Origin of the sequence: Streptomyces sp. cg36 (genome assembly GCF_041080675.1) — a bacterium.
In the GTDB taxonomy this organism is placed as follows: domain Bacteria; phylum Actinomycetota; class Actinomycetes; order Streptomycetales; family Streptomycetaceae; genus Streptomyces.
This window is the reverse complement of sequence record NZ_CP163520.1, coordinates 3,524,726-3,551,050: the sequence shown is the minus strand read 5'-3', so window position 1 is coordinate 3,551,050 and position 26,325 is coordinate 3,524,726. Positions and strand designations below refer to the sequence as shown.

At 73.3% G+C, this 26,325-nt stretch carries 23 protein-coding genes; 12 read left to right on the top strand and 11 right to left on the bottom strand.

Translation table 11 applies throughout. The features are described 5' to 3' along the window. Nucleotides 1–285: 285 nt before the first annotated feature. Complete coding sequence (locus AB5J87_RS15755) at nucleotides 286–936, top strand: M23 family metallopeptidase (protein ID WP_369377298.1); 651 nt, start codon at nucleotides 286–288, stop codon at nucleotides 934–936. Nucleotides 937–1,061: 125 nt separating this feature from the next. Here the strand turns inward: AB5J87_RS15755 and AB5J87_RS15750 are convergent, their stop codons facing one another. Further along, nucleotides 1,062–1,619 (bottom strand): TetR/AcrR family transcriptional regulator, encoded by a 558-nt coding sequence (locus tag AB5J87_RS15750; RefSeq protein ID WP_369377297.1) that lies wholly within the window; start codon nucleotides 1,617–1,619, stop codon nucleotides 1,062–1,064. A 108-nt stretch (nucleotides 1,620–1,727) separates the two neighbouring features. Here AB5J87_RS15750 and AB5J87_RS15745 point away from each other — a divergent pair, with 108 nt between their 5' ends. Further along, complete coding sequence (locus tag AB5J87_RS15745) at nucleotides 1,728–3,302, top strand: MDR family MFS transporter (RefSeq protein WP_369377296.1); 1,575 nt, start codon at nucleotides 1,728–1,730, stop codon at nucleotides 3,300–3,302. 265 nt (nucleotides 3,303–3,567) lie between these two features. Here AB5J87_RS15745 and cseC read toward each other — a convergent pair whose 3' ends face one another. From cseC to AB5J87_RS15715, 6 genes are all read right to left on the bottom strand, one after another. Next, a complete protein-coding gene (gene cseC, locus AB5J87_RS15740; protein ID WP_369377295.1) occupies nucleotides 3,568–4,878 on the bottom strand; it encodes a two-component system sensor histidine kinase CseC in 1,311 nt (436 codons plus the stop codon). 10 nt (nucleotides 4,879–4,888) lie between these two features. Then, nucleotides 4,889–5,593 (bottom strand): two-component system response regulator CseB, encoded by a 705-nt coding sequence (gene cseB / locus AB5J87_RS15735; protein ID WP_369377293.1) that lies wholly within the window; start codon nucleotides 5,591–5,593, stop codon nucleotides 4,889–4,891. Between the two features lie 93 nt (nucleotides 5,594–5,686). Continuing rightward, nucleotides 5,687–6,286, bottom strand: coding sequence for a hypothetical protein (locus tag AB5J87_RS15730; RefSeq protein ID WP_369377291.1), 600 nt, complete (start codon nucleotides 6,284–6,286; stop codon nucleotides 5,687–5,689). Between the two features lie 41 nt (nucleotides 6,287–6,327). Further along, nucleotides 6,328–6,936, bottom strand: coding sequence for a SigE family RNA polymerase sigma factor (locus AB5J87_RS15725; RefSeq protein WP_369377290.1), 609 nt, complete (start codon nucleotides 6,934–6,936; stop codon nucleotides 6,328–6,330). Between the two features lie 267 nt (nucleotides 6,937–7,203). Further along, complete coding sequence (locus AB5J87_RS15720) at nucleotides 7,204–8,115, bottom strand: A/G-specific adenine glycosylase (RefSeq protein WP_369377289.1); 912 nt, start codon at nucleotides 8,113–8,115, stop codon at nucleotides 7,204–7,206. Between the two features lie 52 nt (nucleotides 8,116–8,167). Further along, a complete protein-coding gene (locus AB5J87_RS15715; protein WP_369377288.1) occupies nucleotides 8,168–8,782 on the bottom strand; it encodes a phosphatase PAP2 family protein in 615 nt (204 codons plus the stop codon). Nucleotides 8,783–8,893: 111 nt separating this feature from the next. Here AB5J87_RS15715 and AB5J87_RS15710 point away from each other — a divergent pair, with 111 nt between their 5' ends. Next, complete coding sequence (locus AB5J87_RS15710) at nucleotides 8,894–9,736, top strand: hypothetical protein (protein WP_369377287.1); 843 nt, start codon at nucleotides 8,894–8,896, stop codon at nucleotides 9,734–9,736. A 475-nt stretch (nucleotides 9,737–10,211) separates the two neighbouring features. On the opposite strand, the gene disA is transcribed toward AB5J87_RS15710, so the two are convergent. Further along, nucleotides 10,212–11,336, bottom strand: a complete 1,125-nt coding sequence (disA, locus tag AB5J87_RS15705) for a DNA integrity scanning diadenylate cyclase DisA (RefSeq protein ID WP_369377286.1) — start codon at nucleotides 11,334–11,336, stop codon at nucleotides 10,212–10,214. 36 nt (nucleotides 11,337–11,372) lie between these two features. Further along, a complete protein-coding gene (radA, locus tag AB5J87_RS15700) occupies nucleotides 11,373–12,782 on the bottom strand; it encodes a DNA repair protein RadA (RefSeq protein WP_369377285.1) in 1,410 nt (469 codons plus the stop codon). 210 nt (nucleotides 12,783–12,992) lie between these two features. Here radA and AB5J87_RS15695 point away from each other — a divergent pair, with 210 nt between their 5' ends. Further along, nucleotides 12,993–14,717, top strand: a complete 1,725-nt coding sequence (locus tag AB5J87_RS15695) for a hypothetical protein (protein ID WP_369377283.1) — start codon at nucleotides 12,993–12,995, stop codon at nucleotides 14,715–14,717. A gap of 78 nt (nucleotides 14,718–14,795) precedes the next feature. Here AB5J87_RS15695 and AB5J87_RS15690 read toward each other — a convergent pair whose 3' ends face one another. Beyond that, a complete protein-coding gene (locus tag AB5J87_RS15690; protein ID WP_369377282.1) occupies nucleotides 14,796–15,608 on the bottom strand; it encodes a hypothetical protein in 813 nt (270 codons plus the stop codon). Between the two features lie 40 nt (nucleotides 15,609–15,648). On the opposite strand from AB5J87_RS15690, the gene AB5J87_RS15685 reads away from it, so the two are divergent. The 4 genes from AB5J87_RS15685 (at nucleotide 15,649) to ilvD (ending at nucleotide 20,353) form a co-directional block, all read left to right on the top strand. Beyond that, nucleotides 15,649–16,581 carry a Ppx/GppA family phosphatase gene (locus AB5J87_RS15685; RefSeq protein ID WP_369377281.1) on the top strand — a complete coding sequence of 311 codons (933 nt, stop codon included), beginning with the start codon at nucleotides 15,649–15,651 and terminating at the stop codon, nucleotides 16,579–16,581. A gap of 101 nt (nucleotides 16,582–16,682) precedes the next feature. Next, complete coding sequence (locus tag AB5J87_RS15680; RefSeq protein WP_369377279.1) at nucleotides 16,683–17,498, top strand: sugar phosphate isomerase/epimerase family protein; 816 nt, start codon at nucleotides 16,683–16,685, stop codon at nucleotides 17,496–17,498. Next, nucleotides 17,495–18,133, top strand: a complete 639-nt coding sequence (locus AB5J87_RS15675) for a TetR family transcriptional regulator (RefSeq protein WP_369377277.1) — start codon at nucleotides 17,495–17,497, stop codon at nucleotides 18,131–18,133. Before AB5J87_RS15680 ends, AB5J87_RS15675 begins: the two co-directional genes overlap by 4 nt. Nucleotides 18,134–18,502: 369 nt before the next feature. Further along, complete coding sequence (ilvD, locus tag AB5J87_RS15670) at nucleotides 18,503–20,353, top strand: dihydroxy-acid dehydratase (RefSeq protein WP_369377276.1); 1,851 nt, start codon at nucleotides 18,503–18,505, stop codon at nucleotides 20,351–20,353. A 531-nt stretch (nucleotides 20,354–20,884) separates the two neighbouring features. On the opposite strand, the gene AB5J87_RS15665 is transcribed toward ilvD, so the two are convergent. After that, nucleotides 20,885–23,080, bottom strand: a complete 2,196-nt coding sequence (locus tag AB5J87_RS15665) for a PQQ-binding-like beta-propeller repeat protein (RefSeq protein ID WP_369377275.1) — start codon at nucleotides 23,078–23,080, stop codon at nucleotides 20,885–20,887. A gap of 137 nt (nucleotides 23,081–23,217) precedes the next feature. Between AB5J87_RS15665 and AB5J87_RS15660 the strand changes: the two genes are divergently transcribed. The 4 genes from AB5J87_RS15660 to AB5J87_RS15645 all read left to right on the top strand — a co-directional run bounded on the left by AB5J87_RS15660 (nucleotide 23,218) and on the right by AB5J87_RS15645 (nucleotide 26,272). Further along, complete coding sequence (locus tag AB5J87_RS15660; protein WP_369377274.1) at nucleotides 23,218–23,517, top strand: peptidase; 300 nt, start codon at nucleotides 23,218–23,220, stop codon at nucleotides 23,515–23,517. A gap of 33 nt (nucleotides 23,518–23,550) precedes the next feature. Further along, nucleotides 23,551–24,045: an EamA/RhaT family transporter gene (locus AB5J87_RS15655; protein WP_369377272.1), complete on the top strand. Its 495-nt coding sequence runs from the start codon at nucleotides 23,551–23,553 to the stop codon at nucleotides 24,043–24,045. A gap of 617 nt (nucleotides 24,046–24,662) precedes the next feature. Then, nucleotides 24,663–25,538 carry an ABC transporter ATP-binding protein gene (locus AB5J87_RS15650; protein WP_369377271.1) on the top strand — a complete coding sequence of 292 codons (876 nt, stop codon included), beginning with the start codon at nucleotides 24,663–24,665 and terminating at the stop codon, nucleotides 25,536–25,538. Next, entirely contained in the window at nucleotides 25,535–26,272 is a 738-nt protein-coding gene (locus AB5J87_RS15645) for an ABC transporter permease (protein WP_369377270.1), read from the top strand. Before AB5J87_RS15650 ends, AB5J87_RS15645 begins: the two co-directional genes overlap by 4 nt. The last annotated feature ends 53 nt before the right edge of the window (nucleotides 26,273–26,325 follow it).

Here is a 26,325-nt window from a genome sequence, read left to right as displayed (position 1 = left end):
CGCACACGGGACCTTGGTCCCGAATCGGAAGGACCAAAGGCCCATGGCCCGGCGGTGCGCGGTGACAAGGCGCACAGGCCGGCGGGGGCCTACTACCGGGGATAGCGGGCCCGGACCGGTGGCGGGGCCGGATTCCCCGTCTGATCGTTACGGCTTTCGTTAGTAGATGGGCGTTTTGGGGCGGGATGGGGGTGCGGGGTACCAAGGGATGCCGCCCGGTGCGCTCTCGTGCCGGGCGGCTTCCTGCCCCACCGCTCCTGTCCCCGACCCGGAGGTCCGTCCCGTATGTCCCCGCGTTCCGCTCTCCCCGGCTCCCGTCCGTCCGCCCGCCGTCTCTGCGCCGCCCTCGTGGGCGCGGGCCTCGGAGCGGCGGCCCTGCTGGGTACGGGAACGGCCGCGGCGGCCGACAAGGCGGGCGCCCCGGCGCTGACCGGCGCGGCCACCGCCGTCGCCGCGCAGGCCGACGCGCAGGCCAAGGCGGCCGTGAAGGCCGAGCGGGCGGCGGCGGCGAAGGCCGCGAGCTGGGTGGACCCGGTGGACGTGTACCAGCTCAGCGCCACCTTCGGCACCGGCGGCTCGATGTGGGCCCACAAGCACTCCGGCCAGGACTTCGCGGTGCCGGTCGGCACCCCGGTCAAGGCCGTGCACGCGGGCACCGTCGTCAAGGCGGGCCCGGTCGGCGGCGGCGACGGGCCGGCGTACGGCAACGCCGTCGTGATCCGCCACGCCGACAACACGTACTCGCAGTACGCGCACCTGTCGCGGATCGACGTCCGCATCGGGCAGTCGGTCTCCACCGACCAGCGGATCGCCCTCTCCGGCAACACCGGCAACTCCAGCGGCCCGCACCTCCACTTCGAGATCCGCACCACCGCGAACTACGGCTCGGCCGTGAACCCGGTCGTCTTCCTGCGCGCCGAGGGCGTCAAGGTCTGACGGACCGCGGCCCGGCGGACCGCTGCTCGGGGGATCACTTGACGGACGGGCCGCTGTCCGGCGGACCGGCTGGCCCCGCCGCCTGACGGGCCGCCTGTCCGGCGGACCCCCGTCCGTCGCGGGCGCTACTGCCCGCCGTGGGCCTGGGTGACCAGGTCGATGGCGACTTCGAGGACGGCCTTGCGCTTCTCCTCGGGCTCGCCCTCCAGGTCCTTCAGGGCGTGCATGCCCACGTGCATGGAGAAGAGCGCGGTGAAGCAGCGGACCTGGTCCGCCAGCGGCGCGCCGGGGGCCTTCAGCAGCCCGACCATCGCGATGACGCGGTCCTTGAAGTTCTCCCCGATGGACAGCTCCCGGACGGTCGCCTGGTTCTCCTGCATGAAGCGGAAGAGCGGGGCGGCGCCGGTCAGGGCCTCGCTGTAACGTCGCAGAATCTCGATCTTGGAATCCAAGGTCTGGGGCTGGGTCTTGCCCCATTCGAGAAGCTCGTCCATCGGCCTGGTGAGGTCCTGAAACAGGCTCACCAGGATGTCTTCCTTGGTTTTGAAGTGGTAGTAGAGCGCGGCCTTGGTGACGTCGAGCCGCTCGGCGATCTCGCGCAGCGAGGTCTTCTCGTACCCCTGCTCGCCGAAGAGCTCCAGGGCGACATCCTGGATCCGCTGGCGGGTGTTGCCTCTGGCCATCGAGCTCTCCCGAAAACTTACTTGACGCCCGGCTAGTAGGGGGTCTACTTTCCCCAGTGTAGTAACTAGCCGGGCGGCAAGTAAGTGTGGGGCAGGGGAGTGGTCGACATGGCGGAACAAACACAGCAGGGGGCCGTGGCCGAAGGGGCGGCTCCAGCGGGACCCAAGCAGCGCAGCGTGCGAGTGGTCCTGATGGCCCTGATGATCGCGATGCTGCTGGCAATGCTCGACAACATGATCGTCGGCACTGCCATGCCGACCATCGTCGGCGACCTCGGCGGCATGGAGCACCTGTCCTGGGTCGTCACCGCGTACACCCTGGCCACCGCCGCCTCGACCCCCATCTGGGGCAAGCTCGGCGACATGTACGGCCGCAAGGGCGCCTTCCTCAGCTCCATAGTGGTCTTCCTGATCGGCTCCGCCCTCAGCGGCATGGCCCAGGGGATGGGCCAGCTGATCGGCTTCCGGGCCCTCCAGGGTCTCGGCGCGGGCGGTCTGATCGTCGGCGTCATGGCGATCATCGGAGAGCTGATCCCGCCCCGGGAGCGCGGCAAGTACCAGGGCATGATGGCCGGCGTCATGGGCATCGCCATGATCGGCGGCCCGCTGGTCGGCGGCTCCATCACCGACCACCTCGGCTGGCGCTGGTCCTTCTACATCAACCTGCCGCTCGGCGTGGTCGCGCTCGCGATGGTCACCGCCGTCCTGCACCTCCCCAAGAAGAAGTCCAAGCCGAAGATCGACTACCTCGGTACGGTGCTGCTGACCGTCGGCATCACCGCGATCGTGCTGGTCACCACTTGGGGCGGGACGGAGTACGCCTGGGGCTCGGCCCGGATCATGGAGCTGATCGCCCTCGGCGTCGCCTCCCTGGTCGGCTTCCTCTTCGTCGAGACCAAGGCCGCCGAGCCGATCGTGCCGCTGCACATCTTCCGCAGCCGCAATTTCTCCCTGATGGCGACCATCGCCTTCATGACCGGGTTCGTGATGTTCGGCGCGGTGCTCTTCCTCCCGCTGTACCAGCAGTCGGTGCAGGGCGCCTCCGCGACGAACTCGGGGCTGCTGCTCCTGCCGATGCTGCTCTCGATGACCGTCGTCTCGCTCTTCGCGGGCCGCGTCACCACGTCGACCGGCCGCTACAAGGCGTTCCCGATCGTCGGCAGCCTCCTGATGGTGACCGGTCTGTACCTGCTGTCCACCATGGGCACCGGCACCACGCGGCTCACCTCGGGTCTGTACATGGCCGTCCTCGGCGCGGGCATGGGCTGCCTGCTCCAGATCACCATGCTGGTCGCCCAGAACAGCGTGGAGCTCAGGGACATCGGCGTCGGCTCCTCCACCAGCACGCTGGCCCGTACGCTCGGCTCGTCCTTCGGTGTCGCCATCATGGGTGCGCTGTTCAACAGCCGGGTGCAGGACGAGATGAGTGCGCGTGGGGGTGGCGGGGTGACCCAGCGGTCCGCGCAGCTCGACGCGTCGAGTCTCGGGAAGCTGCCGGAGCAGTTGCGGGAGGCTTACCAGCACGCGGTGTCGTCCGGTACGCACGGGGCGTTCCTGCTGGGTGCGGTCGTCGCGTTGGGGGCGTTCGTGGCGTCCCTCTTCGTGAAGGAAGTGCCGTTGCGGGGGGCGGGGCCGAAGGCCGCGGCTCCCGTGGACGCGGTGCCCGTCCACGAGCCTGTCTGAACCAGTTCCCTGCCGACGCCCCCTCCTCCTGCCCGCTGGGTACGGGGAGGGGGCGGCGGTGTTTCCGTCCCGGGTGGTTCGTCTGCCTGCGGGGCGTGGTCGCTTCTCGCGCCGTTCCCCGCGCCCCTGGGAAACCCGCCTTCGTCCGCGGGGCGTGGTCGCTTCTCGCGCCGTTCCCCGCGCCCCCAACCCCGCTGCCGTCTGCGGGTCGTGGTGGGTTGCTCGCGCCGTTCCCCGCGCCCCTTGCGAGGTGTTGCTCGGGTGGTTACTTGGGGGGGAGTACCGGGAAGCTGCCCGTTGCCGTGGGGGCGTGTTCCGGGAGCCAGAGTACTGCGATCGCGCCGCCCGACTCCGCCGAGGAGCCCGCCGCGTTGCGGAACGTCAGGCGGGCGCCCAGCACCCGGGCCTGGCCCGCCGCGATCGTCAGGCCCAGGCCGTGGCCGTGGCCGGAGCGGTCGCTGCTGCCGGTGCGGAAGCGGCTCGGCCCCTCGCGCAGCAGCGCCTCCGGGAAGCCGGGCCCGTGGTCGCGGACCCGCACCACGCGGCCCTCGACCGTGACCTCCACCGGCCCCGAACCCGGCCCCTTGCCGTGCTTCGCCGCGTTCCCCAGCAGGTTGCCCAGGATCCGCTCCAGGCGCCGCGGGTCGGTGTTCACCCACGACTCGTGGACGACCCGCACCACCGCCTCCGGGTCGAGCACGGACACCCGCCGGCTCACGAACTCCCCGAGGGCGATCTCCTGGAGCTCCGCCCGCTCGGACGCGCTGTCGAGCCGCGCGACCTCCAGGACGTCCTCCACCAGCGTCCGCATCGCCTGGGCCCGGTTCCGTACCAGCTCGGTGGGGCGGCCGGGCGGCAGCAGTTCGGCGGCGGTGAGCAGCCCCGTGACGGGCGTGCGCAGCTCGTGCGCGATGTCGGCGGTGACCCGTCGCTCGGCCTCCAGGCGCTCCTGGAGGGCGTCGGTGAGCGCGTCGACGGCCCGGGCCAGCTCGTCCGTCTCGTCGCGCACGACACCGCCGATGGCGTCCCGTACGCGTACGTCCGTGTGCCCCTCGGCGACCTTCGTCGCCGCCGCCGCGGCCTTGCGCAGCCGTCGCGAGATCTGCCCGCCGATGAGGATGCCGAGCGCGCAGCCGCCGAAGACGACGGCGACGGACCCGATGACGAGCGCCCGGTCGAGGTCGGAGATGACGTTGGAGCTGCGGTCGGTGAACGTGCTGTGCAGCGACAGGACGTCGCCGTTGCCGACCGGTACGGCCGCCCAGATGTCGGGCACGCCGTTCTTGCCCTCCGCCACGGACGTGGCCTTGCGGCCCCGGTCCGTCTTGGCCTTGAGGTCGGCGGGCAGCGCCGGGTCGTTGAGCTTGGCGCCGAACCGGGTCTGCTTGCTGGTCTCGTAGATGCGCTGTGCGAAGAGCACGCGGTCGAGCTGGAGGTCGCGCGCGTTGTCGAGCATCGAGACGCGGGCCGCGTTGTGGACCACGAGGCTGAGGGCCATCACGGTCAGCGCGCCGACGGCCGTGATGGCGATGCTGATCTTCCAGCGGACGCCCGTCCGCAGGGAGGGACGTCTCACTAGCCGACCCTCACGCCTTCAGTTTGTAGCCGAAGCCACGCACGGTCTCGATCCGGTCCTGCCCGATCTTCGTCCGCAGCCGCTGTACGTGGACGTCCACCACGCGCGTGTCACCGCCCCACCCGTAGTCCCAGACCCGCTCCAGGAGCTTGTCACGGGAGAGCACGGTACCGGGCGCCGAGGAGAACTCCAGGAGCAGCCGCATCTCGGTCGGGGTGAGGGCGACGGGCGCGCCGCCCTTGCGGACCTCCATGCCCTCGGTGTCGACCTCCAGGTCGCCGAAGGCGAGGACCCCGCGCTCGGTGTCCTCGGCGGGCTCGGCGCCGCCCGCGCCCGGCCCGCCCGCGTGCCCGAAGCGGCGCAGCACGGCGCGGATCCGGGCGACGAGGACGGCCCCGTCGAACGGCTTGGTCACGTAGTCGTCGGCGCCCGCCTCCAGGCCGAGCACCACGTCGATGGAGTCGGCGCGCGCGGACAGCATGATCACGGGAACGGTGGACTCGTCACGGATGCGGCGGCACAGGCTCACCCCGTCGAGGCCGGGCAGCATCACGTCGAGGAGCGCGATGTCGGGCTGGTCGGCGCGGAACGCCTCCAGACCGGAGAGCCCGTCGGGCATCGCGGTCACGGTGAAGCCGTCGCGCTCCAGCGCGAGCTGGGTGGCTTCACGGATGACGTCGTCGTCCTCGACGAACAGGACATGGGTCTCGGCCATCGTGCTGCTCTCAGTTCCTTGGCGGGCGCTTGCGGCTTGCGGGCTTCGGCCGGCGGCTTCGGCGTGCGACGTACCGCCCCGGCGGAGGCGGGGTCAGGGCGAGGGCGGCACCGGTGGCTCGCTGCCCTCGTCGTTGCCGACCGCCTTGCTGAAATCGTTCTCCACCTGGTCGTGCTTGGTGAACTTCCCGCCGGTCCAGCGGTACGTGGTGACGATCTCACTGGAGGCGAACGCCGGCTTGTCGCCCTTCGCGTACATCTGCTTGGTCACCACCAGGTCGCCCCGGTCGATCTCCGCGTAGACCGGCGCTTCCTCGGAGGTGAAGACATTGTCGTACGACGTGCCGTCCTCGCGGTACACATAGGCGCCGAGTCCCACGGCGTCGCCGCACGTCATCACGTTCACCACGACGTCCTGGCCGGTGGCGCCGGTGATGTGCCCGTAGCTGACGTCGATCGGGTACTCGTCCTTCACGCAGGGCTTCAGATCCGCCTTGACGCGCTCGCTGACCTTGGGGTCGGCCTTGAGCAGCCGGACGGGGTTGATCTTCTTGAAGGGCGCCTCGGTCGTCGCGACCGGGGTCGGCGTGGCGTGGCTGACCTTGTCGGTGTGGGCCTCGCCCTCGTCGCGCGTGCCCGTACCGCCGGTCGAGCATCCCGCGGTGAGCAGCCCGAAGGCGGCGAGTCCGGCCATCGCCGTGGTACTCGCCGCCAGTACGCCCCCTCTGCCCCTGCCTAGGCCGCGCACCGCTCCCGCCCCTTTTCGTCGCGCTCCTCGCGGCCGACGCGTCGGTCCGCCTGGCGGCCCACGCGACCGCTCCGTACATCAGCGTCGCCGAGCGCGTGGAAGTCAAGCTCGCGGCTCTCCAACTCCTGCCGGAGCCGGGCCAGCGCCCGGTGCAGCGTGCTCTTCACCGTACCCGCCGACATTCCGAGGGCCGCGGCGGTCTCCTCCGTGCTCATCTGCTCCCAGTGTCGCAGCACCACGACGCTGCGCTGCTTGGGAGCCAGCACCTTGAGGACGTCCATCAGCAGGGCGCGGTCGGCGCGCTGCTCGGAGCCGTCCTCGATGCGCGCGTCGGGCAGCTGCTCGGTGGGCACCTCTTCGAGCTTGCGGGCGCGCCACCACTCGGTCCGGGTGTTGATCATCACGCGGCGCAGGTACGCGTCGGCGAGCGCCTTGTCGGCGATGCCGTCCCAGCGGCCGTACGTACGGGCCAGCGCGGTCTGGAGCAGGTCCTGGGCGTCGACCGGGTCCGGCACGAGCCGCCGGGCGCTGCGCAGGAGAGCCTCCTGCCGGGTGCGTACGTACTCTTCGAACTCAAGCACCTCGCCGTGCGCCATACCCAACCGCCTCCGTCCCCGTGACTTTCACCTGCTGGTCAACCTGCTGTCCCGCTTACCGGAATGAAGCTACGGAGGCGTTGTCACGGGCCTGTGCGGAGCAGCCCTCGGGTGGCGCACGGAGAGCCATCGGTTGTGTAACAGCGGAGGTTTGACCCGCGATTTCGGGGGGTACGGGGCGTCTCCCCACGGTGACAGAGGGTCCGCCGAAAGAGCTGACCCGCTGGTCAACGCGGTGCCCGTCGGCGTCCCGGGGCGCCGCCCCGGTCAGCCCAGCGGCAGCCGGTACAGCCCGTCGGCCAGCGGCTCCACGAGACCGTCCGAGACGAGGCCGTCCAGCGCCCGGGCCCGCTGCACCGGCTCGTGCCACACCGCGTCCAGCGCCGACTGCGGCACCGGCTCCACCGCCTCGCGCAGCACGGCCAGCAGCTTGCCGCGCACCTGGCGGTCGGTGCCCGCGTACGTCTGACCGCGCCGGGGCGGCCCGTCGTGGGCGGGCTTGCCCGCGAGGCGCCAGGCGCAGCTCGCGGCGATGGGGCAGCTCCCGCAGTCCTCGCCGCGGGCGGTGCACACCAGCGCGCCCAGCTCCATCGAGGCCGCCGCCCAGCGGGCCGCGCGGGCGTCCTCGTCGGGCAGCAGGGCGCGGGCGAGGCGTCGCTCGGCGGCGGTGGTGGCGTTCGGCGGGTACTGGACGCCGGTGACGGCCCGCGCGAAGACCCGGCGCACATTGGTGTCCAGGACCGGGTGGCGCTGCCCGTACGCGAAGGAGGCGACGGCCGCCGCCGTGTACTCGCCGATCCCGGGCAGCGCGAGGAGGCGGGCGTGGTCGCTGGGGACGTCGCCGCCGTGCCGCTCCGTTATCGCCACGGCCGCCCCGTGCAGCCGCAGCGCGCGGCGCGGGTAGCCCAGCCGCCCCCAGGCGCGCACGGCCTCGCCGGGCGCCTCGGCGGCCAGGTCGGCCGGGCGCGGCCAGCGGGCCAGCCACTGCTCGTACACCGGGAGCACCCGGCTCACCGGCGTCTGCTGGAGCATGAACTCGCTGACCATCACCCCCCAGGCACCGGCCTCGGGGCGGCGCCAGGGCAGGTCGCGCGCGTGCTGGTCGAACCACCCGATGACGGGGGTGTGGAGGGCGGCGGGGGAGACCGTGTCGGGACCGGTCGTCGGCATCGTCGTCATGGCACCCCCGATCCTGGCACGGAACGGGGGTGCGACGGGCACGGCGGGCCGCTCAGCGGCGTGCGTGCAGGGGCGCGCCGGGACCGGTCAGCCAGGTGGCCGCGCCGTTCCCGCTGCCGCGCATCGACTCCACCAGGGACGTCACCGGGCGCTTGGCGACCTTGGCGACGAGGAGGGCGACGGCCGTGCCGAGCAGCAGGCCCACCGCCACGTCGTGCGGATAGTGCACCCCGACGTACACCCGCGAGAACGCCATCGCCAGCGCCATCGGCACGGTCAGCGCCCAGATGCGCGGCCAGGCCAGCAGCAGCGCCACGGCCGCGCCGCCCGCGATGGTGGCGTGGTTGGACGGGAACGACCAGTCGCCGTTGGCCGGGCACGTGATCAGGGAGGCCGCCGCGCCCTTGACCGCGCGGCACGGGCGCTCCTCGTCCACCAGCGACTTGATCACCTCGCTGCAGACGTAGGCCAGGGCCGTCGCCAGCGGGGCGAGCAGGGCGAGCGCCATCGCCGCGGTGTCCGCCCGGCGCGCCCGCCACCAGCAGACGACGAACAGCACGCCGAACAGGAGCAGCCCCACCTCCGTCCAGAGCTCGACGAAGTGCTGCATCCACGAGGGCGTGTCGTGGGCGAAGTCGGTGATGTCGCGGTAGAGATCGCTATCCATGGTGACGGACAGTATGGAACATCGACTTCCGGAATGATGATCCGGAAAAGTTGCGGGGGGCGGCGGCGGGTGGGGCGGGAGTTGGCCCAGAACTCTCGTAGAGTTTCGCCCGTGGGATCTCTGCGCAATCCGGTCGGGCCGCTTCCCTCCTCCATCTACTGGCGACGGAGGGCAGTCGCGCTGTCCCTGCTCGCGCTGCTGGCGGTGGTGATCCTATGGATCGTCAGTTCCGGTGGCGGTGGCGGCGGCAAGGGCGCCTCCAACGACAAGGGCGCGCACCCGGCCCCCTCGATCACGCCCGGACCGGGCAGCTCGGGACCCGCGATCACTACGGCGCCGGGGGGCCGCGACGAGTCCTCGTCCGGCTCCGGTTCCGCCTCCGGCGGCTCGTCCGGCGGCTCCTCCTCCGGTGACGGTACGGGCGGTTCGGGCGACGGCGGCGGCAACGGGGGAGCGGGCGGCGGGAGTTCGTCCTCCACGGGCGGCTCGGGCGCCGTCGGCGGCGGCTCCACCGACGGCGGTACGGCGCGGCAGGTGCCCGCGGGGTCCGCGATGCCGGTCTGCGCGCCGGGCCAGCTGAAGCTGACCGTGCGCAGCCTGAAGAACGCGTACGAGCCGGGGGAGAAGCCCCGGGCCGAGATCTCCGTGCAGAACACCGCGGGCTCCAGCTGCAAGGCCGACCTCGGGCCCAAGGGGGCGGTCCTGGTGGTGACCGACTCCGGCGACAGCAAGGTCTGGTCGTCGGACGACTGCCCGGGCGGAGCGGGGAGCGTGCTGTACCAGGTGCCGGGGAACTCCACGGTCACGCACGTGGTGGCGTGGGACCGGACCCGCAGCGCGGCGCACTGCGCGACGCCCGCGCCGGGGGCGCCGGGCGCGGGCACGTACCTCTTCGAGGTGCAGGCGACGGGGCTGCCGGTGGCCCGGGCCCCGTTCTCACTGACGAAGGACTAGGTTCCGGCCCCGGGGTTCGCCCGCGGACCGTGGTCGCTTCTCGCGCAGTTCCCCGCGCCCCTGAACGCGCCCCTACGGGCCGCCCAGGGGATTGCCGCGGAACGGCACCGTCAGGAGCACGGGCAAGCCAGTACGGTCCGCAGGCGAAGTCCCGGCCCGATAGGGGCGCGGGGAACTGCGCGAGTAAGCCAGCACGGTCCGCAGGTGTAGGCGGGGTTGATGAGGGGCGCGGGGAACTGCGCGAGTAAGCCAGCACGGTCCGCAGGTGTAGGCGGGCTTGATGAGGGGCGCGGGGAACTGCGCGAGCAACCCACCGCCGGTCCGCAGGTGAACACCGGCCCGATAGGGGCGCGGGGAACGGCGCGAGTAAGCCAGCACGGTCTGCAAGCCAAAAGTCCCGGCCCAAAAAGGGGCGCGGGGAACTGCGCGAGCGGCCACGACGGGCCGCAGGCGGAGTCGCCGCACCCCGGCGGAGCTACACGTACCGCTCCAGGATGGACGACTCGGCCAACCGCGACAGCCCCTCGCGGACACTGCGTGCGCGCGCCTCACCGACCCCGTCCACCGTCTGGAGGTCGTCCACCGAAGCCGCCAGCAGCTTCTGGAGGCCACCGAAGTGCTCCACCAGCCGCTCGATGATCGCGCCGGGCAGCCGCGGGACCTTCGCCAGGAGACGGTAGCCGCGCGGCGACACCGCCGAGTCCAGCGTCTCGGGCGAGCCGCTGTACCCCAAGGCGCGCGCCACTATGGGCAGTTCGAGCAGCTCCGCGTGGGTCAGCTCGTTGAGCTCGTGCAGCGCCTCGGCCACGGTCCGCGACCGCTTGGCCGTGGGCTCGGGCACATAGTCCCGCACGACCAGCTCCCGCTCCGGCTCCACGCCCGCGATCAACTCGTCCAGCTGGAGCGAGAGGAGGCGGCCGTCGGTGCCCAACTCCACCACGTACTCGGCGATTTCGGTGGCGATGCGTCTCACCATCTCCAGCCGCTGCGCGACCGCCGTCACGTCCCGGACCGTCACCAGGTCCTCGATCTCCAGCGCGGAGAGCGTGCCCGCGACCTCGTCGAGGCGCAGCTTGTAGCGCTCCAGGGTGGCGAGGGCCTGGTTGGCGCGGGAGAGGATCGCCGCCGACTCCTCCAAGACCCGGCGCTCCCCGTTCACGTACAGCGCGATCAGGCGCATGGACTGGGAGACCGAGACGACCGGGAAGTTGCACTGCTTGGAGACCCGGTCCGCCGTGCGGTGGCGGGTGCCGGTCTCCTCGGTGGGGATGTCCGCGTCCGGGACCAGCTGCACCCCGGCCCGGTGGATCTTGGTGATGTCCTTGTCGAGGACCAGCGCGCCGTCGAGCTTGCACAGCTCGCGCAGCCGCGTCGCGGCGAACTCGACGTCCAGCACGAAGCCGCCCGTGCACATCGAGTCGACGGTCTTGTCCAGACCGAGGACGATGAGGCCGCCCGTGTTGCCCCGGAGGATGCGCTCCAGGCCGTCGCGGAGTGCGGTGCCGGGCGCGACGGCGCTCAGCGCGGCACGCATCAGCGCTTCGTTGCCGGAGCCTGTGCCGGACTTTCCGGTTCCCGCTGCCCGGTCGTTGGCTGCCACTGCACTCCTCCGGTCGCAGACGTTCGACGGCAAAGTCTACCGGCGCTCCTCCTCCGCCCGTGGGGCCTCGGCACGACGTCCGCGCGGCAGCACCCGCAGCGCGTCCCCCATGTCGGCGACTTCCGTGACCTTCATACCGGCCGGGACCTTGCCGGGATCGGACGGCACCAGCGCGTGCGTGAAGCCCAGGCGGTGCGCCTCGGCGAGCCGGCGCTGGACGCCGGTCACCCGTCTGACCTCGCCCGCCAGCCCCACTTCGCCGATCGCCACCAGGTTCTTCGGGAGCGGGGTGTCGCTGGCCGCCGAGGCGAGCGCGAGCGCGATGGCGAGGTCGGCGGCGGGCTCGGAGAGCTTCACCCCGCCGACGGTCGCGCTGTAGATGTCGCGCTTGCCGAGCGCGCTGATCCGCCCGCGCTGCTCCAGGACGGCCAGCATCATGGAGACCCGGGAGGTCTCCAGCCCCGAGGTGGTGCGGCGGGGCGAGGGGATCTGGGAGTCCACGGTGAGCGCCTGGACCTCGGCCACCAGCGGCCTGCGGCCCTCCAGGGTCACCGTCAGACAGGTGCCCGGCACGGGCTCGTCACGGCGGGTCAGGAAGAGGCCGGAGGGGTCGGCGAGGCCCGTGATGCCCTCGTCGTGCAGTTCGAAGCAGCCCACCTCGTCGGTGGCCCCGAAGCGGTTCTTCACGCCGCGCACCAGCCGCAGGCGCGCGTGCCGGTCGCCCTCGAAGGAGAGGACGACGTCCACGAGGTGTTCGAGCAGCCGGGGGCCCGCGATCGCGCCGTCCTTGGTCACGTGGCCCACCAGGAGCGTCGCCATCCCGCGCTCCTTGGAGGCGCGGATCAGCGCGCCCGCCACCTCGCGCACCTGGGCCATCCCGCCGGGCGCGCCGTCGATCTCCGGCGAGGCCACCGTCTGCACGGAGTCGAGGACCAGCAGGGACGGCTTGACCGCGTCCAGATGGCCGAGGACGGCCGACAGGTCCGTCTCGGCGGCCAGGTACAGGTGGTCGTCCAGCGCGTTGATCCGGTCGGCGCGCAGCCGGACCTGGCTGGCGGACTCCTCGCCCGTCACATAGAGCGTGCGGTGCTCCTCGCCGGCCGCCTTGGCCGCCACGTCGAGCAGCAGCGTGGACTTGCCGACGCCCGGCTCGCCCGCGAGCAGCACCACGGCGCCGGGCACGAGCCCGCCGCCGAGGACCCGGTCGAGCTCGGCGACCCCGGTCGAGCGCGCGGTCGCCTGGCGGGCGTCCACCTGGCCGATGGGGAGCGCGGCCGTGGAGACCCGGCCGGCGGCGGTGGTGCGCACCGCGGGCGCGCCGTACTCCTCGACCGTCCCCCACGCCTGGCACTCGGGGCAGCGGCCGAGCCACTTGGCGGTCGTCCAGCCGCATTCGGTGCAGCGGTAGGACGGCCGGTCCTTCGCGGATTTCGTACGGGTAGCCATGACGTCACCGTAGCGGCGCCCACTGACAGCGCCGCCGCCCGCCGGGCCCGGCCGCCGTCCGCAGGTGCCGGAAGCAGTCCTTCCGCCCGCCCGGCGTGCGCTCCGCCGTTCAGGGGAAGGCAATGTTCCGTGCTGGGGAAGGCAATCTTCCGCGACGGAAGAGGCCGTTCCTGTCCCCTTTTGGGGGATAGCTTCACCCGTAAGGAGTAAATGTGCTCAAGGGACCCGAAGGGGCCTGGATCCTGCGCCTACCTTCGCCGGGTGAAGAGCAGCGGTCTGGATCACTCCACGCACACCACCGGCGCACACCGGGCGGGGCGCCGCGCGCCCCGGACGCTGGCCCAGCGTCCGCCGGCGCGCTACGAGGCGTATCTCGACGGCCTGTTCACCTACTGCCTGTCCGTGCTCTGCGACCACGACGAGGCCGTCCAGGTCCTCGGTGACGTGCTGGCCGTCTCCGAGCGCCAGCACGCCCGCTGCCCCGAACCGGAGCCCGAGCGCCGGGCCTGGCTGTACGCGCTGGCGCGCTGGTCCTGTCTGCGCAAGCTCGCCGAGCGCAAACGCGGCCGCAAGGGCGCCCACACCGGCCGCCCCGAGCCCTGCGAGCAGAGCGCCGAGCCGCCCGTCCCCGCCGAGGAGGCCGAGCGGCGCCGGGCCGAACTGGCGCTGCTGGCCTGGCCCGAGGCCGCCGGCACCACGCCCGAGCAGCGCGAGGCCCTGGAGCTCGCCGTCCGCCACCAGCTGGGCCCGCGCCAGGTGGCGTCCGTCCTCGGCATGAACTACCCGGCCGCGCGCGAACTGCTGGCCGCGGGCGCCTGCGAGGTCGAGCGGACCCGGGCCGCGCTCGCCGTGGTGGAGACCGGCGGCTGCCCCTCGGTGGCCCGGCTCACCGGCGACCACCAGGTGCTCCTCTCGGCGGCGCTGCGCCGCGAGCTGGTGCGGCACGTGGACGACTGCCCGCGCTGCCGCCGGGCCGCCGAGCGGGCGGGCGCCGCCGGGCCCTGGCCGGGCTCCTCGGTCACCCCGGCCGCGCTGCCGCTGGCCGAGGCCCCGCGCGCGGAGGCGTACGCGGCGATGCTCCACGTCCCGCGCACGCGTGGCGGCGCGCCCCGCTTCGACCGGAGCGGCTTCCCGATGGACCCCAAGGACCGCGCGGCCCGCCGGGACCGGCTGCGCGCGCGTGCCCTGACGACCACGGTGGTGGCGACCGTGGTGGCCGCCCCCGCGTTCGCGCTCTGGGCCGCCTACCGGGGCGCCCCCGCCACCGGCGAGTCGCACGACGGCGCCAAGATCACGGCCAGTGAGGCGGACTCCCCGGGCGGCCTCGAAGGGCACCCGTACGAGCGCTACCAGAACGCGGGCAACGCGCGCGCGGAGCCGGATCCCCGCCTCCCGTCGGGCAGCCGCGCCCCCGCCGACGTCTCCGTGGAGGTCGTCAGCCCCGGCTCCACCCCGTCCGACCCCGGCGAACTCGCCGTCTCCGCCCGCACCTCGGGCGGCGTCACGGTGCTCACGATCAGCGCGACCGGCGACGCGCCGGTGCGCTGGTCGCTGTGGACGAACGCGTCCTGGCTCACCTTCAGCCGCACCGACGGGGCCCTGGAGCCGGGCGCCAGCGTGTCGGTGTACGTGGCCGTCAACCACGCGCGCGAACCGCGCGGCCAGTGGTCGGCGCACGTCGGACTCAACCCCTCGGGCGCGGTCGTCCGCATCTTCGGTACGGGCCAGGGGACCCGGGCCATCCCGCCCGCCTCGCCCGACCCCGGCACCCCGTCGTCGCCGGAGCCCGATCCGACGCCGCCGACGAGCCCGCCCGCGTCCCCGACGCCGACCAGCCCCTCGCCGACCGAGACCGCGCCGACGCCGACCCCCACGCCGCCGACCTCGCCCCCGGCCACCCCGTCCGACCCGGCGTCCTCACCGGCGCCCTCGTGACGTGGCCGGGGTGAGGGGGAACCGTCGGCGGGCGCCCGTCGACGGGCGCCCCTCATGAGGCCGACGGGCCCCCGCCGCTCAGCGCGCCGGGTCCGCCGGGTGCGGGGCCACCAGCGGCAGCTGCGAGGCCAGGCGCGCCTCGCACAGACCCACCAGCACGGCGTACGCCTTCTTGCCCATCAGCTCCGTCAGCTCCGGCCGGTAGGTGACGTAGACCGGGTCGCCCGCGCCGTGCGCCGAGGTCGCCGAGGTGCACCACCAGTGCAGGTCGTGGCCGCCCGGCCCCCAGCCCCGCCGGTCGTACTCGCCGATCGAGATCTGCAGCACCCGGGTGTCGTCGGGCCGGTCGATCCAGTCGTAGGTGCGGCGCACCGGCAGCTGCCAGCAGACGTCCGGCTTGGTCTCCAGCGGCTCCTTGCCCTCCTTCAGGGCCAGGATGTGCAGCGAACAGCCCGCGCCGCCCGCGAAGCCCGGCCGGTTCTGGAAGATGCAGGAACCTTCCCACCTGCGGGTCTGCCGATCGCCGTCCTCGTCGAGCTGCACCCAGCCGCTCTCGGCTCCCACATCGTGGAACTGCCACAGCTCCGGCGTGAGCCGGGCCACGTTCTTCGCCACCCGCTTCTCGTCGTCCTCGTCGGAGAAGTGCGCGCCCAGCGTGCAGCAGCCGTCGTCGGCGCGGCCCGCCTGGATGCCCTGGCAGCCGCTGCCGAAGATGCACGTCCACCGCGAGGTGAGCCAGGTCAGATCGCAGCGGAAGACCTGTTCGTCGTCGGCGGGGTCGGGGAACTCGACCCACGCGCGCGGGAAGTCCACCCCCTGCTCGTCCGCCCGCTGCCCGGGGGTCTTGGGGGTCTTGGCTTTGCCCGGCTTCGCCTTTTTCGTCTTTGGCACGGGACAAGCGTATGTCCGCGACCGCAGTAGCGTTCAGCTCATGAGACTCGGAGTCCTCGATGTGGGGTCGAATACGGTTCACCTGCTGGTGGTGGACGCGCACGCCGGTGCCGCGCCGCTGCCCGCGTACTCGCACAAGGCCGAGCTGAGGCTCGCCGAACTCCTCGACGGGGACGGTGCGATCGGACCGGAAGGCGTCGACCGGCTGGTGGCCACGGTCAGCGGCGCGCTGCTCGCGGCCGAGGACAAGGGCGTCGAGGAGATGCTGCCGTTCGCCACCTCCGCGGTGCGCGAGGCCAGCAACGCCGACCTGGTGATCGCCCGGGTCAAGGACGAGACCGGCGTCGACCTGGGCGTGCTCTCCGGCGAGGAGGAGGCCCGCCTCACCTTCCTGGCGGCCCGCCGCTGGTACGGCTGGTCGGCCGGGAAACTGCTGCTCCTGGACATCGGCGGCGGCTCCCTGGAGATCGCCTACGGCATCGACGAGGAGCCCGACGCGGCCGTCTCGCTGCCGCTCGGCGCGGGCCGCCTCACCGCCGGCTGGCTGCCCGGCGACCCGCCGGACCCCTCGGACGTCAGGGCGCTGCGCCGGCACGTCCGGGCGCAGATCGCCCGTACCGTCGGCGAGTTCACCCGCTCCGGCTCGCCGGACCACGTGGTCGCCACCTCCAAGACCTTCAAACAGCTCGCCAGGATCGCGGGCGCGGCCCGCTCCACCGAGGGCGTGTACGTCCAGCGCACCCTGAGCCGCAAGGCGCTGGAGGAGTGGGTGCCCAAGCTCGCCGCGATGACCACCGAGCAGCGCACCACGCTGCCGGGCGTCTCCGAGGGCCGGGCGCCCCAGCTGCTGGCGGGGGCGCTGGTGGCCGAGGGGGCGATGGACCTGTTCGGGGTGGAGGAGCTGGAGATCTGTCCATGGGCACTGCGCGAGGGCGTGATCCTGCGTCATCTGGACCAGCTGCCGGTGGGGTGACGCCCGGGGACCGGGGGGCCCAGGAGGCGGCCGGGGGCGGGATCCGGCCACCTGGACGGTCCCCCCGCGGCCCCGGCGGCGGCTGCCCGTACGCTGTCTCCGTGGCAGAACCAGTGGTGCGCATCCCGGATGCGAAGGTCGCCCTGTCGACTGCTTCGGTCTATCCGGAGTCGACGGCGACGGCCTTCGAGATCGCCGCGCGCCTGGGCTACGACGGCGTCGAGGTCATGGTCTGGACCGACCCGGTCAGCCAGGACATCGACGCGCTGCGCCGCCTCTCGGACTACCACCAGGTGCCCATCCTGGCCGTTCACGCCCCCTGCCTGCTGATCACCCAGCGGGTCTGGTCGACCGACCCGTGGGTGAAGCTCCAGCGCGCGAAGGCCGCCGCCGAGAAGCTGGGCGCCTCCACCGTGGTGGTGCACCCGCCGTTCCGCTGGCAGCGGCAGTACGCGCGCGACTTCGTCACCGGCATCTGGCGGATGGCCGACGAGACGGACGTGCGGTTCGCCGTCGAGAACATGTACCCGTGGCGCTACCGCGACCGCGAGATGCTCGCGTACGCGCCCGACTGGGACGTCACCAAGGACGACTACCGGCACTTCACGGTCGACCTCTCGCACGCCGCGACCGCCCGCACCGACGCCATGGCGCTGGTGGACCGCATGGGCGACCGGCTCGCCCACGTCCACCTCGCCGACGGCAAGGGCTCGGCCAAGGACGAGCACCTGGTCCCCGGCCGGGGCACCCAGCCGTGCGCCGAGCTCCTGGAGGGGCTGGCCCGCACCGGCTTCGGCGGCCACGTCGTCATCGAGGTCAACACCCGCCGGGCCATGTCCGCCGCCGAACGCGAGGCCGACCTCGCCGAGGCCCTCGCCTTCACCCGGCTCCACCTCGCCTCCACGGTGCGCCGGTGATCGGCGCCGCGCCCGACTCCGCCCCGCGCCGGCGGGGCCGGGGCCGCCCGCCCCGCGCCGAGGCCGAGAGCGGCCCCGGCACCCGCGAACGCATCCTGGAGGCGGCCCGCGCGGAGTTCGCCCAGCGCGGCTACGACAAGACCTCCGTACGCGGCATCGCCAAGGCCGCCGGGGTCGACGCGGCCCTGGTCCACCACTACTTCGGCACCAAGGACGAGGTGTTCGAGGCGGCCGTCGAGATGACGCTGGAGCCGGTCCAGCTGGTCCCGGAGGTCATCGCCGCCGGGGCCGCGCGGGACGGCGTCGGCGAGCGCATGGCCCGCTACTTCATCGAGGTCTGGGAGAACCCGGCCACCCGCAAGCAGCTGCTCGCGCTCTTCCGCTCGGCGCTCACCCACGAGGCGGCGGCGAAGGTCCTGCGCACGTTCGTGCTGCGCCGGGTGCTGGAGAAGGTGGCGGCGGACCTGGACGTCCCCGACCCCCGCTTCCGGGCGGAACTGGCCGCCTCCCACATGGTCGGCATCGCGGTCCTGCGCTACGTGATCAAGGTAGAACCCCTGGCATCGGCGGACCCGGAGGACATCGTCACGATGGTGGCCCCGACCCTCCAGAGATACCTGACGGACCCAACCTGACCAGAGCAGCCCCACGGGCACCGCTTTTGGGGGCGCGGGGAACGGCGCGAGGAGCGAGCACGGCCCGCGGGTAACGTCGGGTTTCAGGGGCGCGGGAACTGCGCGAGGAGCGAGCACGGCCCGCGGACGAAGGCGGGTTTCAAGGGGGCGCGGGGAACTGCGCGACCGGCCACCCACGGCCCGCAGACGATCACGGCCGGGGCCACAGCGCCCCCCCGGGGCCCGGGGCAAGGCCCAGGAAACCCCACCCCACCTGCCCGCATGCCGAACCCCCGTCCCACCCCCCGGACAACCTGTCCAGATCTTGGAGCCGAGGCGTACCCTCGAACCAGCCCGATACGGCTCTCTGGATGCTGAGGAGCGACCGCAATGCCCGAGCTGAGGTCCCGCACCGTCACTCACGGCCGCAACATGGCCGGCGCCCGCGCCCTGATGCGCGCCTCGGGCGTAGCCGGCGCGGACATCGGCAAGCCGATCATCGCGGTGGCCAACAGCTTCACCGAGTTCGTGCCCGGGCACACCCACCTCGCCCCGGTCGGCCGCATCGTCTCCGACGCGATCCTGGCCGCCGGTGCCGTCCCCCGCGAGTTCAACACGATCGCGGTCGACGACGGCATCGCGATGGGCCACGGCGGCATGCTCTACAGCCTCCCCTCCCGCGACCTGATCGCGGACAGCGTGGAGTACATGGTCGAGGCGCACTGCGCGGACGCGCTGATCTGCATCTCCAACTGCGACAAGATCACCCCGGGCATGCTGATGGCCGCGATGCGCCTCAACATCCCCGCCGTCTTCGTCTCCGGCGGCCCGATGGAGGCCGGCCAGGCCACCCTCGTGGACGGCACCGTCCGCAAGCTCGACCTGATCAACGCGATCAGCGACGCCGTCAACGAGAACGTCTCCGACGAGGACATCCTCCGCATCGAGGAGAACGCCTGCCCCACCTGCGGCAGCTGTTCCGGCATGTTCACCGCCAACTCGATGAACTGCCTCACCGAGGCGATCGGCCTGAGCCTCCCCGGCAACGGCTCGGTCCTCGCCACCCACACCGCCCGCCGCGCCCTGTACGAGAACGCGGCGCGCACGGTCGTCGACATCACCAAGCGGTACTACGAGGACGACGACGCCTCCGTGCTGCCCCGCTCCATCGCCACGCGCGCGGCGTTCGAGAACGCCATGGCGCTGGACATCGCCATGGGCGGCTCCACCAACACGATCCTGCACCTGCTGGCCGCCGCGCAGGAGGCCGAGCTGGCGTACGACCTGAAGGACATCGACGCCGTCTCGCGCCGCGTCCCGTGCCTGGCCAAGGTCGCGCCCAACGTGGCGCCCTCCACCACGTACTACATGGAGGACGTGCACCGCGCGGGCGGCATCCCCGCCATCCTCGGCGAGCTCTACCGCGCCGGTCTGCTCAACGAGGACGTCCACACCGTGCACTCCCGCTCCATCAAGGAGTGGCTGGACGCGTGGGACGTGCGCGGCGGTTCGGCGAGCCCCGAGGCGGTCGAGCTGTGGCACGCGGCGCCCGGCTGCGAGCGCTCGGCCACCGCGTTCTCCCAGTCGAAGCGGTGGGAGACGCTGGACACGGACGCGGCGAACGGCTGCATCCGGGACGCCGAGCACGCGTACTCCAAGGACGGCGGCCTCGCCGTCCTGCGCGGCAACCTCGCCGAGGACGGCTGCGTCGTGAAGACGGCCGGCGTCGACGAGTCCATCTGGACGTTCGAGGGCCCGGCGGTCGTCTGCGAGTCGCAGGACGAGGCCGTCGACAAGATCCTCCGCAAGGAGGTGAAGGAGGGCGACGTCGTCGTCATCCGGTACGAGGGTCCCAAGGGCGGCCCGGGCATGCAGGAGATGCTGTACCCGACGTCCTTCCTGAAGGGGCGGGGCCTGGGCAAGTCGTGCGCCCTCGTCACCGACGGCCGCTTCTCCGGCGGCACTTCGGGCCTGTCGATCGGCCACGCCTCGCCCGAGGCGGCGTCCGGCGGCACGATCGCCCTGGTCGAGGACGGCGACCGCATCCGCATCGACATCCCGAGCCGTACGATCGAACTCCTCGTCCCCGAAGCCGAACTGACGGCCCGTCGGGAAGCTCTGGGCGGCGTCTACGCCCCCAAGTCCCGCGAGCGAAAGGTGTCGGCGGCGCTGCGGGCGTACGCGGCGATGGCGACGAGCGCGGACAAGGGAGCGGTCCGCGACGTCTCGAACCTGACCTGACCCACCCGGGCGCGCCCCCTTCCGCCGGGGGCGCGCCCGGCCGCCCACGCGCCTCCCCGTCCCACCACGACGGCTACCGCGCCCCTCCCCGCCGCCGCTGCCGCCCTCCCCCGGCCGCTGTGGGCCTGCCTGCCTCCTCTGCCGCTGTGGGCGACGCGCCCCCCGCCGCCGCTGTGGGCGACGCGCCCCCCGCCGCCGCTGTGGGCGACGCGCCCCCCCGCCGCCGCTGCGGGCACCCCGGCCCCGCCGCCGCTCTGGGCCTGAGTGCCGTCCTCTCTCCCCCCGCCGCCGCTGTGGGCATGCGTGCCGCTAGGGGCGGCACGGGTGGGCACAGCGGCGCCCCGGCCCCGCCGGACTTCGCACTCGCCCTGACCCCGGCCCCGCCGGACCCGCGCCCCGCATTCGCGCTCGTCTGCGGCCCGGTGGGGGCTGGTCGCGCAGTTCCCCGCGCCCCTGGAAACCCGCGTTCGTCCGCGGGCCGGTGGTGGGTTGCTCGCGCAGTTCCCCGCGCCCCTGCAGGACGGGGGGACCTCAGTGGCTCAAAGTCGTGGTCCTCACCCCGAACACCGCCCCGTCCGGCGCGCTGCCGTACACCACGCCCCCCGCCAGCACCGGCGCAGCCAGGCTCGGGGTGAAGGTGTCGCGGCCCGACGCCATGCGGGGGGCCGTCTGGCCGAGCAGTACGCCCCGCGCCGCGTCGACCGCCAGCAGACGGCCGTCCGCCGCCGTCACGTACACCCGGCCGCCACCGGAGACCGGGCGGGACGCCCGCGCCGCGCCCGTCTCCAGCCGCCACCGCTGCGCCCCCGCCCGCGCGTCCACCGCGAGCAGCGCCCCGCCCGCCCCGAACACGTACACCGCGTCGCCCTCGACGGTCGCCTGCGCCTGGTCGACGGGGACGGGCAGGGGCGTGCGGCGGACGGCCCGGGTCGCGGTGTCCAGGCGTACGACCGCCGTCGTGAAGTTGTTGGCGTCCGCCGCCAGCAGGGCGAGCGCCCCGCCCGAGACCCCCACCGGCCCCAGCACACCCGGCAGCCGCTTGGTCCACAGCACCTTGCCGGTGTCCGGCGCGACGGCGGTGACCAGCGAGGTCGTCGCGTCCTCGGCCACCGAGACGGCGTACAGCGCGCCGCCCCCGGGCGCCGCCACCCACTGCGCCGTCGCCGCGGCGGGCCGCCCCCGCCAGCGTTCCCTGCCGGTGGCGCTGTCGAGGCAGCGCACCTCCCCGCTGCCGGTGGTGAACACGACGGAGGTGTCCCCGAAGGCGAGCGTGCCGGTCGCCGGGACCGGCCGGGTCCAGCGCCGCGCACCGGTCGCCGGGTCGAGCGCGTCGAGGCGCCCCGCACCGGCCGGCGCGACCAGGACGAGCCCGCCGGAGACCCGGGGCTGGCCCCCGTCGCCCACCCGCTCGCCCGCGCCCGCCGCCTTCACCGACCACAGGACGCGCCCGTCCAGCGGATCGAGCCGGGCCGCCGTGACTCCGGGGGCCGCGCAGTACAGCGCCCCGCCCGTACCGGAGAGCGAGCAGACGGGCGTACGGTTGCCGCCCCCGCGGGCCGCGAGCGGCACGGCCCAGGGCGCGAAGGCCCGCCCGGCCGGGCCCGAGGGCACCGCGGCCGGGGAGCCGTCGCCGTCCCCGTCCGAGGCCGCCCGTACGCCCAGCACCGCACCCGCGACCACGGCCACCAATCCGGCCGCGGCCCCGATCCACAGCAGGGGCCGCCGGGTGCGGCGCGGGGGAGCCGGGGGAGCGGAGGGCGACGGCCCGGCGCTCTCCCGCTTGTGCGTCGGCGCGTCGGAGCAGGCGTCCTCCCCGCCCGGCCACGGCCGCCCCGGCACCTTCTCGACCGGGTTGCGGAAGCGCTGGGTGGGGATGAACGCCTCGGTCCCGTACGCCACCGAGCGCAGCTGGGCCATCAGCTCGTCGGGGGTCGGCCGGTCCTCGGGCTTCTTGGCCAGACAACTGCTCAGCAGCGGGACCAGGTCGGCGGGGACGCCGGTCAGATCGGGCTCGTTGTGGACGACCTGGTACGCCACGATGTAGTGGCTCTCGGAGTCGAACGGCCCGTTCCCGGTCGCCGCGTGCACCAGCACCGCGCCCATCGCGAACACGTCGGCCGCCGGCCCGACCTCGCGCGGCGACTGGAACTGCTCGGGCGCCATGAACGGCGGCGTCCCGATCAGCTTCCCCGTCTCGGTGCGCAGATCGCTGTCGTACGGCCGCGAGATCCCGAAGTCGATCACCTTGGGTCCGTCGGCGGCCAGCAGCACGTTGCTCGGCTTGAGGTCGCGGTGCACCACCCCGGCCCGGTGGATGTCCCGCAGCGCCTCGGCGAGCCCGGCGCCGAGCCGCCGCACCTGCGCGGCCTCCAGCGGCCCGTTCCGCTTCACCTCTTCGGCGAGCGTGGGGCCGGGGATGTAGAGGGTGGCCATCCAGGGCCGGGCGGCCTCCGGGTCGGCGTCGACGACGGAGGCGGTGAACGCACCGCTCACCCGCCGCGCGGCCGACACCTCCTGCCGGAACCGCGCCCTGAACTCGGGGTCCTTGGCATGCTCGGCGTGCACCACCTTGACCGCCAGGCGCAGCCCGGAGGCGGACGCGGCCAGCCGGACCACCCCCATGCCACCGGAACCGAGAGTCGACTCCAGCAGGTACTGCCCGGCGTACTCCGGTATCCCCGGCTGTTCCGCTTCCGGGCCCTGCCCCGTCCTGCGCAGCGGCGGCATCGCCCACCCCCGTGTGTTCGTCCCCGAGCGCGACGCTCGGAGCCTAGTCGATGATGCGTACGGGGCCCGAAGGGCTTGCTAGCCTGCGGGTCGCGTGCGGTGCGTACGCACAGTGACGGTGATGGGGGAGGTTCCGGATGGCTGCGGACGCGGAAGAGACGACGGCCGAACTGACGGCGGAGGCGGCGACGCGCCGGTACCCGGTCGCGCCCGGCACCCGGGTGAACGTCCGCAGCGGCCCCGGCACGGGATACCCCGTCGTGAAGGTCCTGCCGGTGGGCGTCAGCGTCCCGATCAACTGCCAGTGCCCCGGCACGACGGTCTCCGGCCCGTACGGCACCACCGACATCTGGGACAACATCGCCAACGGCCAGTACGTCTCGGACGCGTACGTGCGGACGGGCAGCGACGGGTACGTGGCGGTGCGGTGCGGGTGAGGGGAAGCCGGGGGAGCGGGGATAATCGCCCCCATGAGCGAGCAGACCGGTAAGGCGGCCGGGGACGGCGAGGCTCCCGGCCCCCGGCCCGAGCCCATCCGCTTCTTCGGCACGACCTGGGTCGAGCACGACGGCCACTACGGCCTGCGCCGCGCCGGAGTGGCGATCGGCGCCCTGGTGACGGCGGTGGCGGCCTGTTTCGTGCTGCGCTTCGCCTACCAGGGCCTGCAGATCGCCGACACGGGCAGCTTCGTGAACGTCCTGGTCGTGGTGATGTTCGCGCTGTGCAGCGCGATGGCGTTCCGCAAGACGTGGGAGGGCTTCGGCGCCCGCCCCACGGACCCCGACCGGGAACGTTCCCTCCAGGGCCTGAAGGCGATCGGCTTCATCGGCTCCCTCCTCGCGTACGCCTTCCGTGCCCTGAAGGAGGCCCCCGGCGAGGCCCTCCACCGCAAGGAGTACGAGGAGGCGCAGACCCGCTACACGCGCCGAAAGTCCCGCCCCACCAAAAAACCCAAACGCAAGTAACCCCCACCCCCCCCAAAGCCCCCACCGCCCAGCCCAAGCCAGCGGCGAATGGGGGCTTCGCCACACCCCCCGCCGGCCGAACAGGGACGCGGGAAGCGCCCACGGCTCGCAGTCGAAGGCGGGTTTCAAGGCGCGAGGGGAACGGCGCGAGGAGCGACCACGGCCCGCAGGTGAAGGCGGGTTTCTCAGGGGCGCGGGGAACTGCGCGAGTAAGCCAGCACGGTCCGCAGGTGAAAGCGGGTTTCTCGGGGGCGCGGGGAACGGCGCGAGGAGCGACCACGGCCCGCAGGTGAAAGCGGGTTTCTCAGGGGCGCGGGGAACTGCGCGAGTAAGCCGGCACGGTCCGCAGGCGAAGGCCGGCCGATGAGGGGCGCGGGGAACTGCGCGAGCAGCCCCCACCGGCCCGCAGTCGAAGGCCGGCCGATGAGGGGCGCGGGGAACGGCGCGACAAGCCCCCACCCACCCGCAGTCAAAAACCTGCCCCGCCCTCACCCCCACCAGGACCAGGGCCGCACCCCCAGCAACACCCCCCCCACCCACCCCCGGAGGGTTTGGGGAAGGGGCGGGGAGGGGCCAAATCCTTGACCCGCACCCCCTCCAGGAGCATTATTCACCACATGATGAATAAAAAGCAGCAACCCCCCGACCCCGCCCTCACCGCCACCTCCCTGACGGTGACCCGAGGCCCCCACCCCGTACTCCACAACCTCACCTTCACCCTCCCCCCCTCCCGAATCACCGGCCTCCTGGGCCCCTCGGGCTGCGGCAAATCCACCCTCATGAGGGCCGTCGTCGGCACCCAGGCCCACACCGAGGGCACCCTCACCGTCCTGGGCCACCCCGCCGGCACCCCCGCCCTCCGCCCCCGCATCGGCTACGTCACCCAGGCCCCGTCGGTGTACGACGACCTGACGGTCCGCCAGAACCTGGAGTACTTCGCGGCCGTCCTCACCCCCGGCCGCCCCCACCGCGAGACCCGCGCCGCCACCGTCGACCGCGCCCTCGCGGACGTCGCCCTCACCACCCACGCCGACGCCCTCGCCGGCCGCCTCTCCGGCGGCCAGCGCAACCGCGTCTCGCTCGCCGTGGCCCTCCTCGGCACCCCGGACCTGCTCGTACTCGACGAACCGACCGTCGGCCTCGACCCCGTGCTCCGCCGCGACCTGTGGACCCTCTTCCACACCATCGCCGCCGACCGGGGCACCACGATCCTCGTCTCCTCGCACGTCATGGACGAGGCCGAGCGCTGCCACGACCTGCTCCTCATGCGCGAGGGCCGGATCCTCGCCCAGGGCACCCCGGACGCCCTGCGCACCCGTACCGGCACCGCCACCGTGGAGGACGCGTTCCTCGCCCTGGTCGACGAGGCAGACCTGGCCGCAGGGACGAACGCCCCCGACACCCGGCCCGGCACCCGGCCCGCATCCGGGCCCGGCCGCCCGCTCACGACGCCCCACGACGAGCCCCGGCACCAGAAGGAGGCCGCGCGATGAACGCGTCCCGCACCCTCGCCACCGCCGCCCGCGTCCTGCGCCAGCTCCGCCACGACCCCCGCACCATCGCCCTGATGCTGCTGGTCCCGGTCCTGATGATCACGCTGCTGCGGTACGTGTTCGACGCCTCGCCCCGCACCTTCGACAGCATCGGCGCGTCCCTGCTCGGCATCTTCCCGCTGATCACGATGTTCCTGGTGACCTCGATCGCCACCCTGCGCGAACGCACCTCCGGCACCCTGGAACGGCTCCTCGCCATGCCGCTCGGCAAGGCCGACCTCATCGCGGGCTACGCCCTGGCCTTCGGCGTCATCGCCGTCGTCCAGTCGGCCCTGGCCACCGGCCTCTCCGTCTGGCTCCTGGGCCTGGACGTCCTCGGCTCCCCCTGGCTGCTGCTCCTGGTGGCCCTGCTCGACGCGCTCCTGGGCACCGCCCTCGGCCTCTTCGTCTCGGCGTTCGCGGCCTCCGAGTACCAGGCCGTCCAGTTCATGCCCGCCGTGATCTTCCCGCAGCTGCTGCTGTGCGGCCTGTTCACCGCCCGCGACTCGATGCAGCCCGCCCTGCGCGCCGTCTCGAACGTGCTCCCCATGTCGTACGCCGTGGACGCGATGACCCAGATCCTCCACCACACCGACCCGACGGCCACGTTCGTACGGGACGTGTCGATCGTCGCGGCCTGCGCCCTGCTGGTGCTGGCCCTCGGCGCCGCGACCCTGCGCCGCCGCACGGCGTGAGCCCGTACCGCCCCTCGGACACCCCACCCCCCACCCCCACCGTGGTGCGAGGA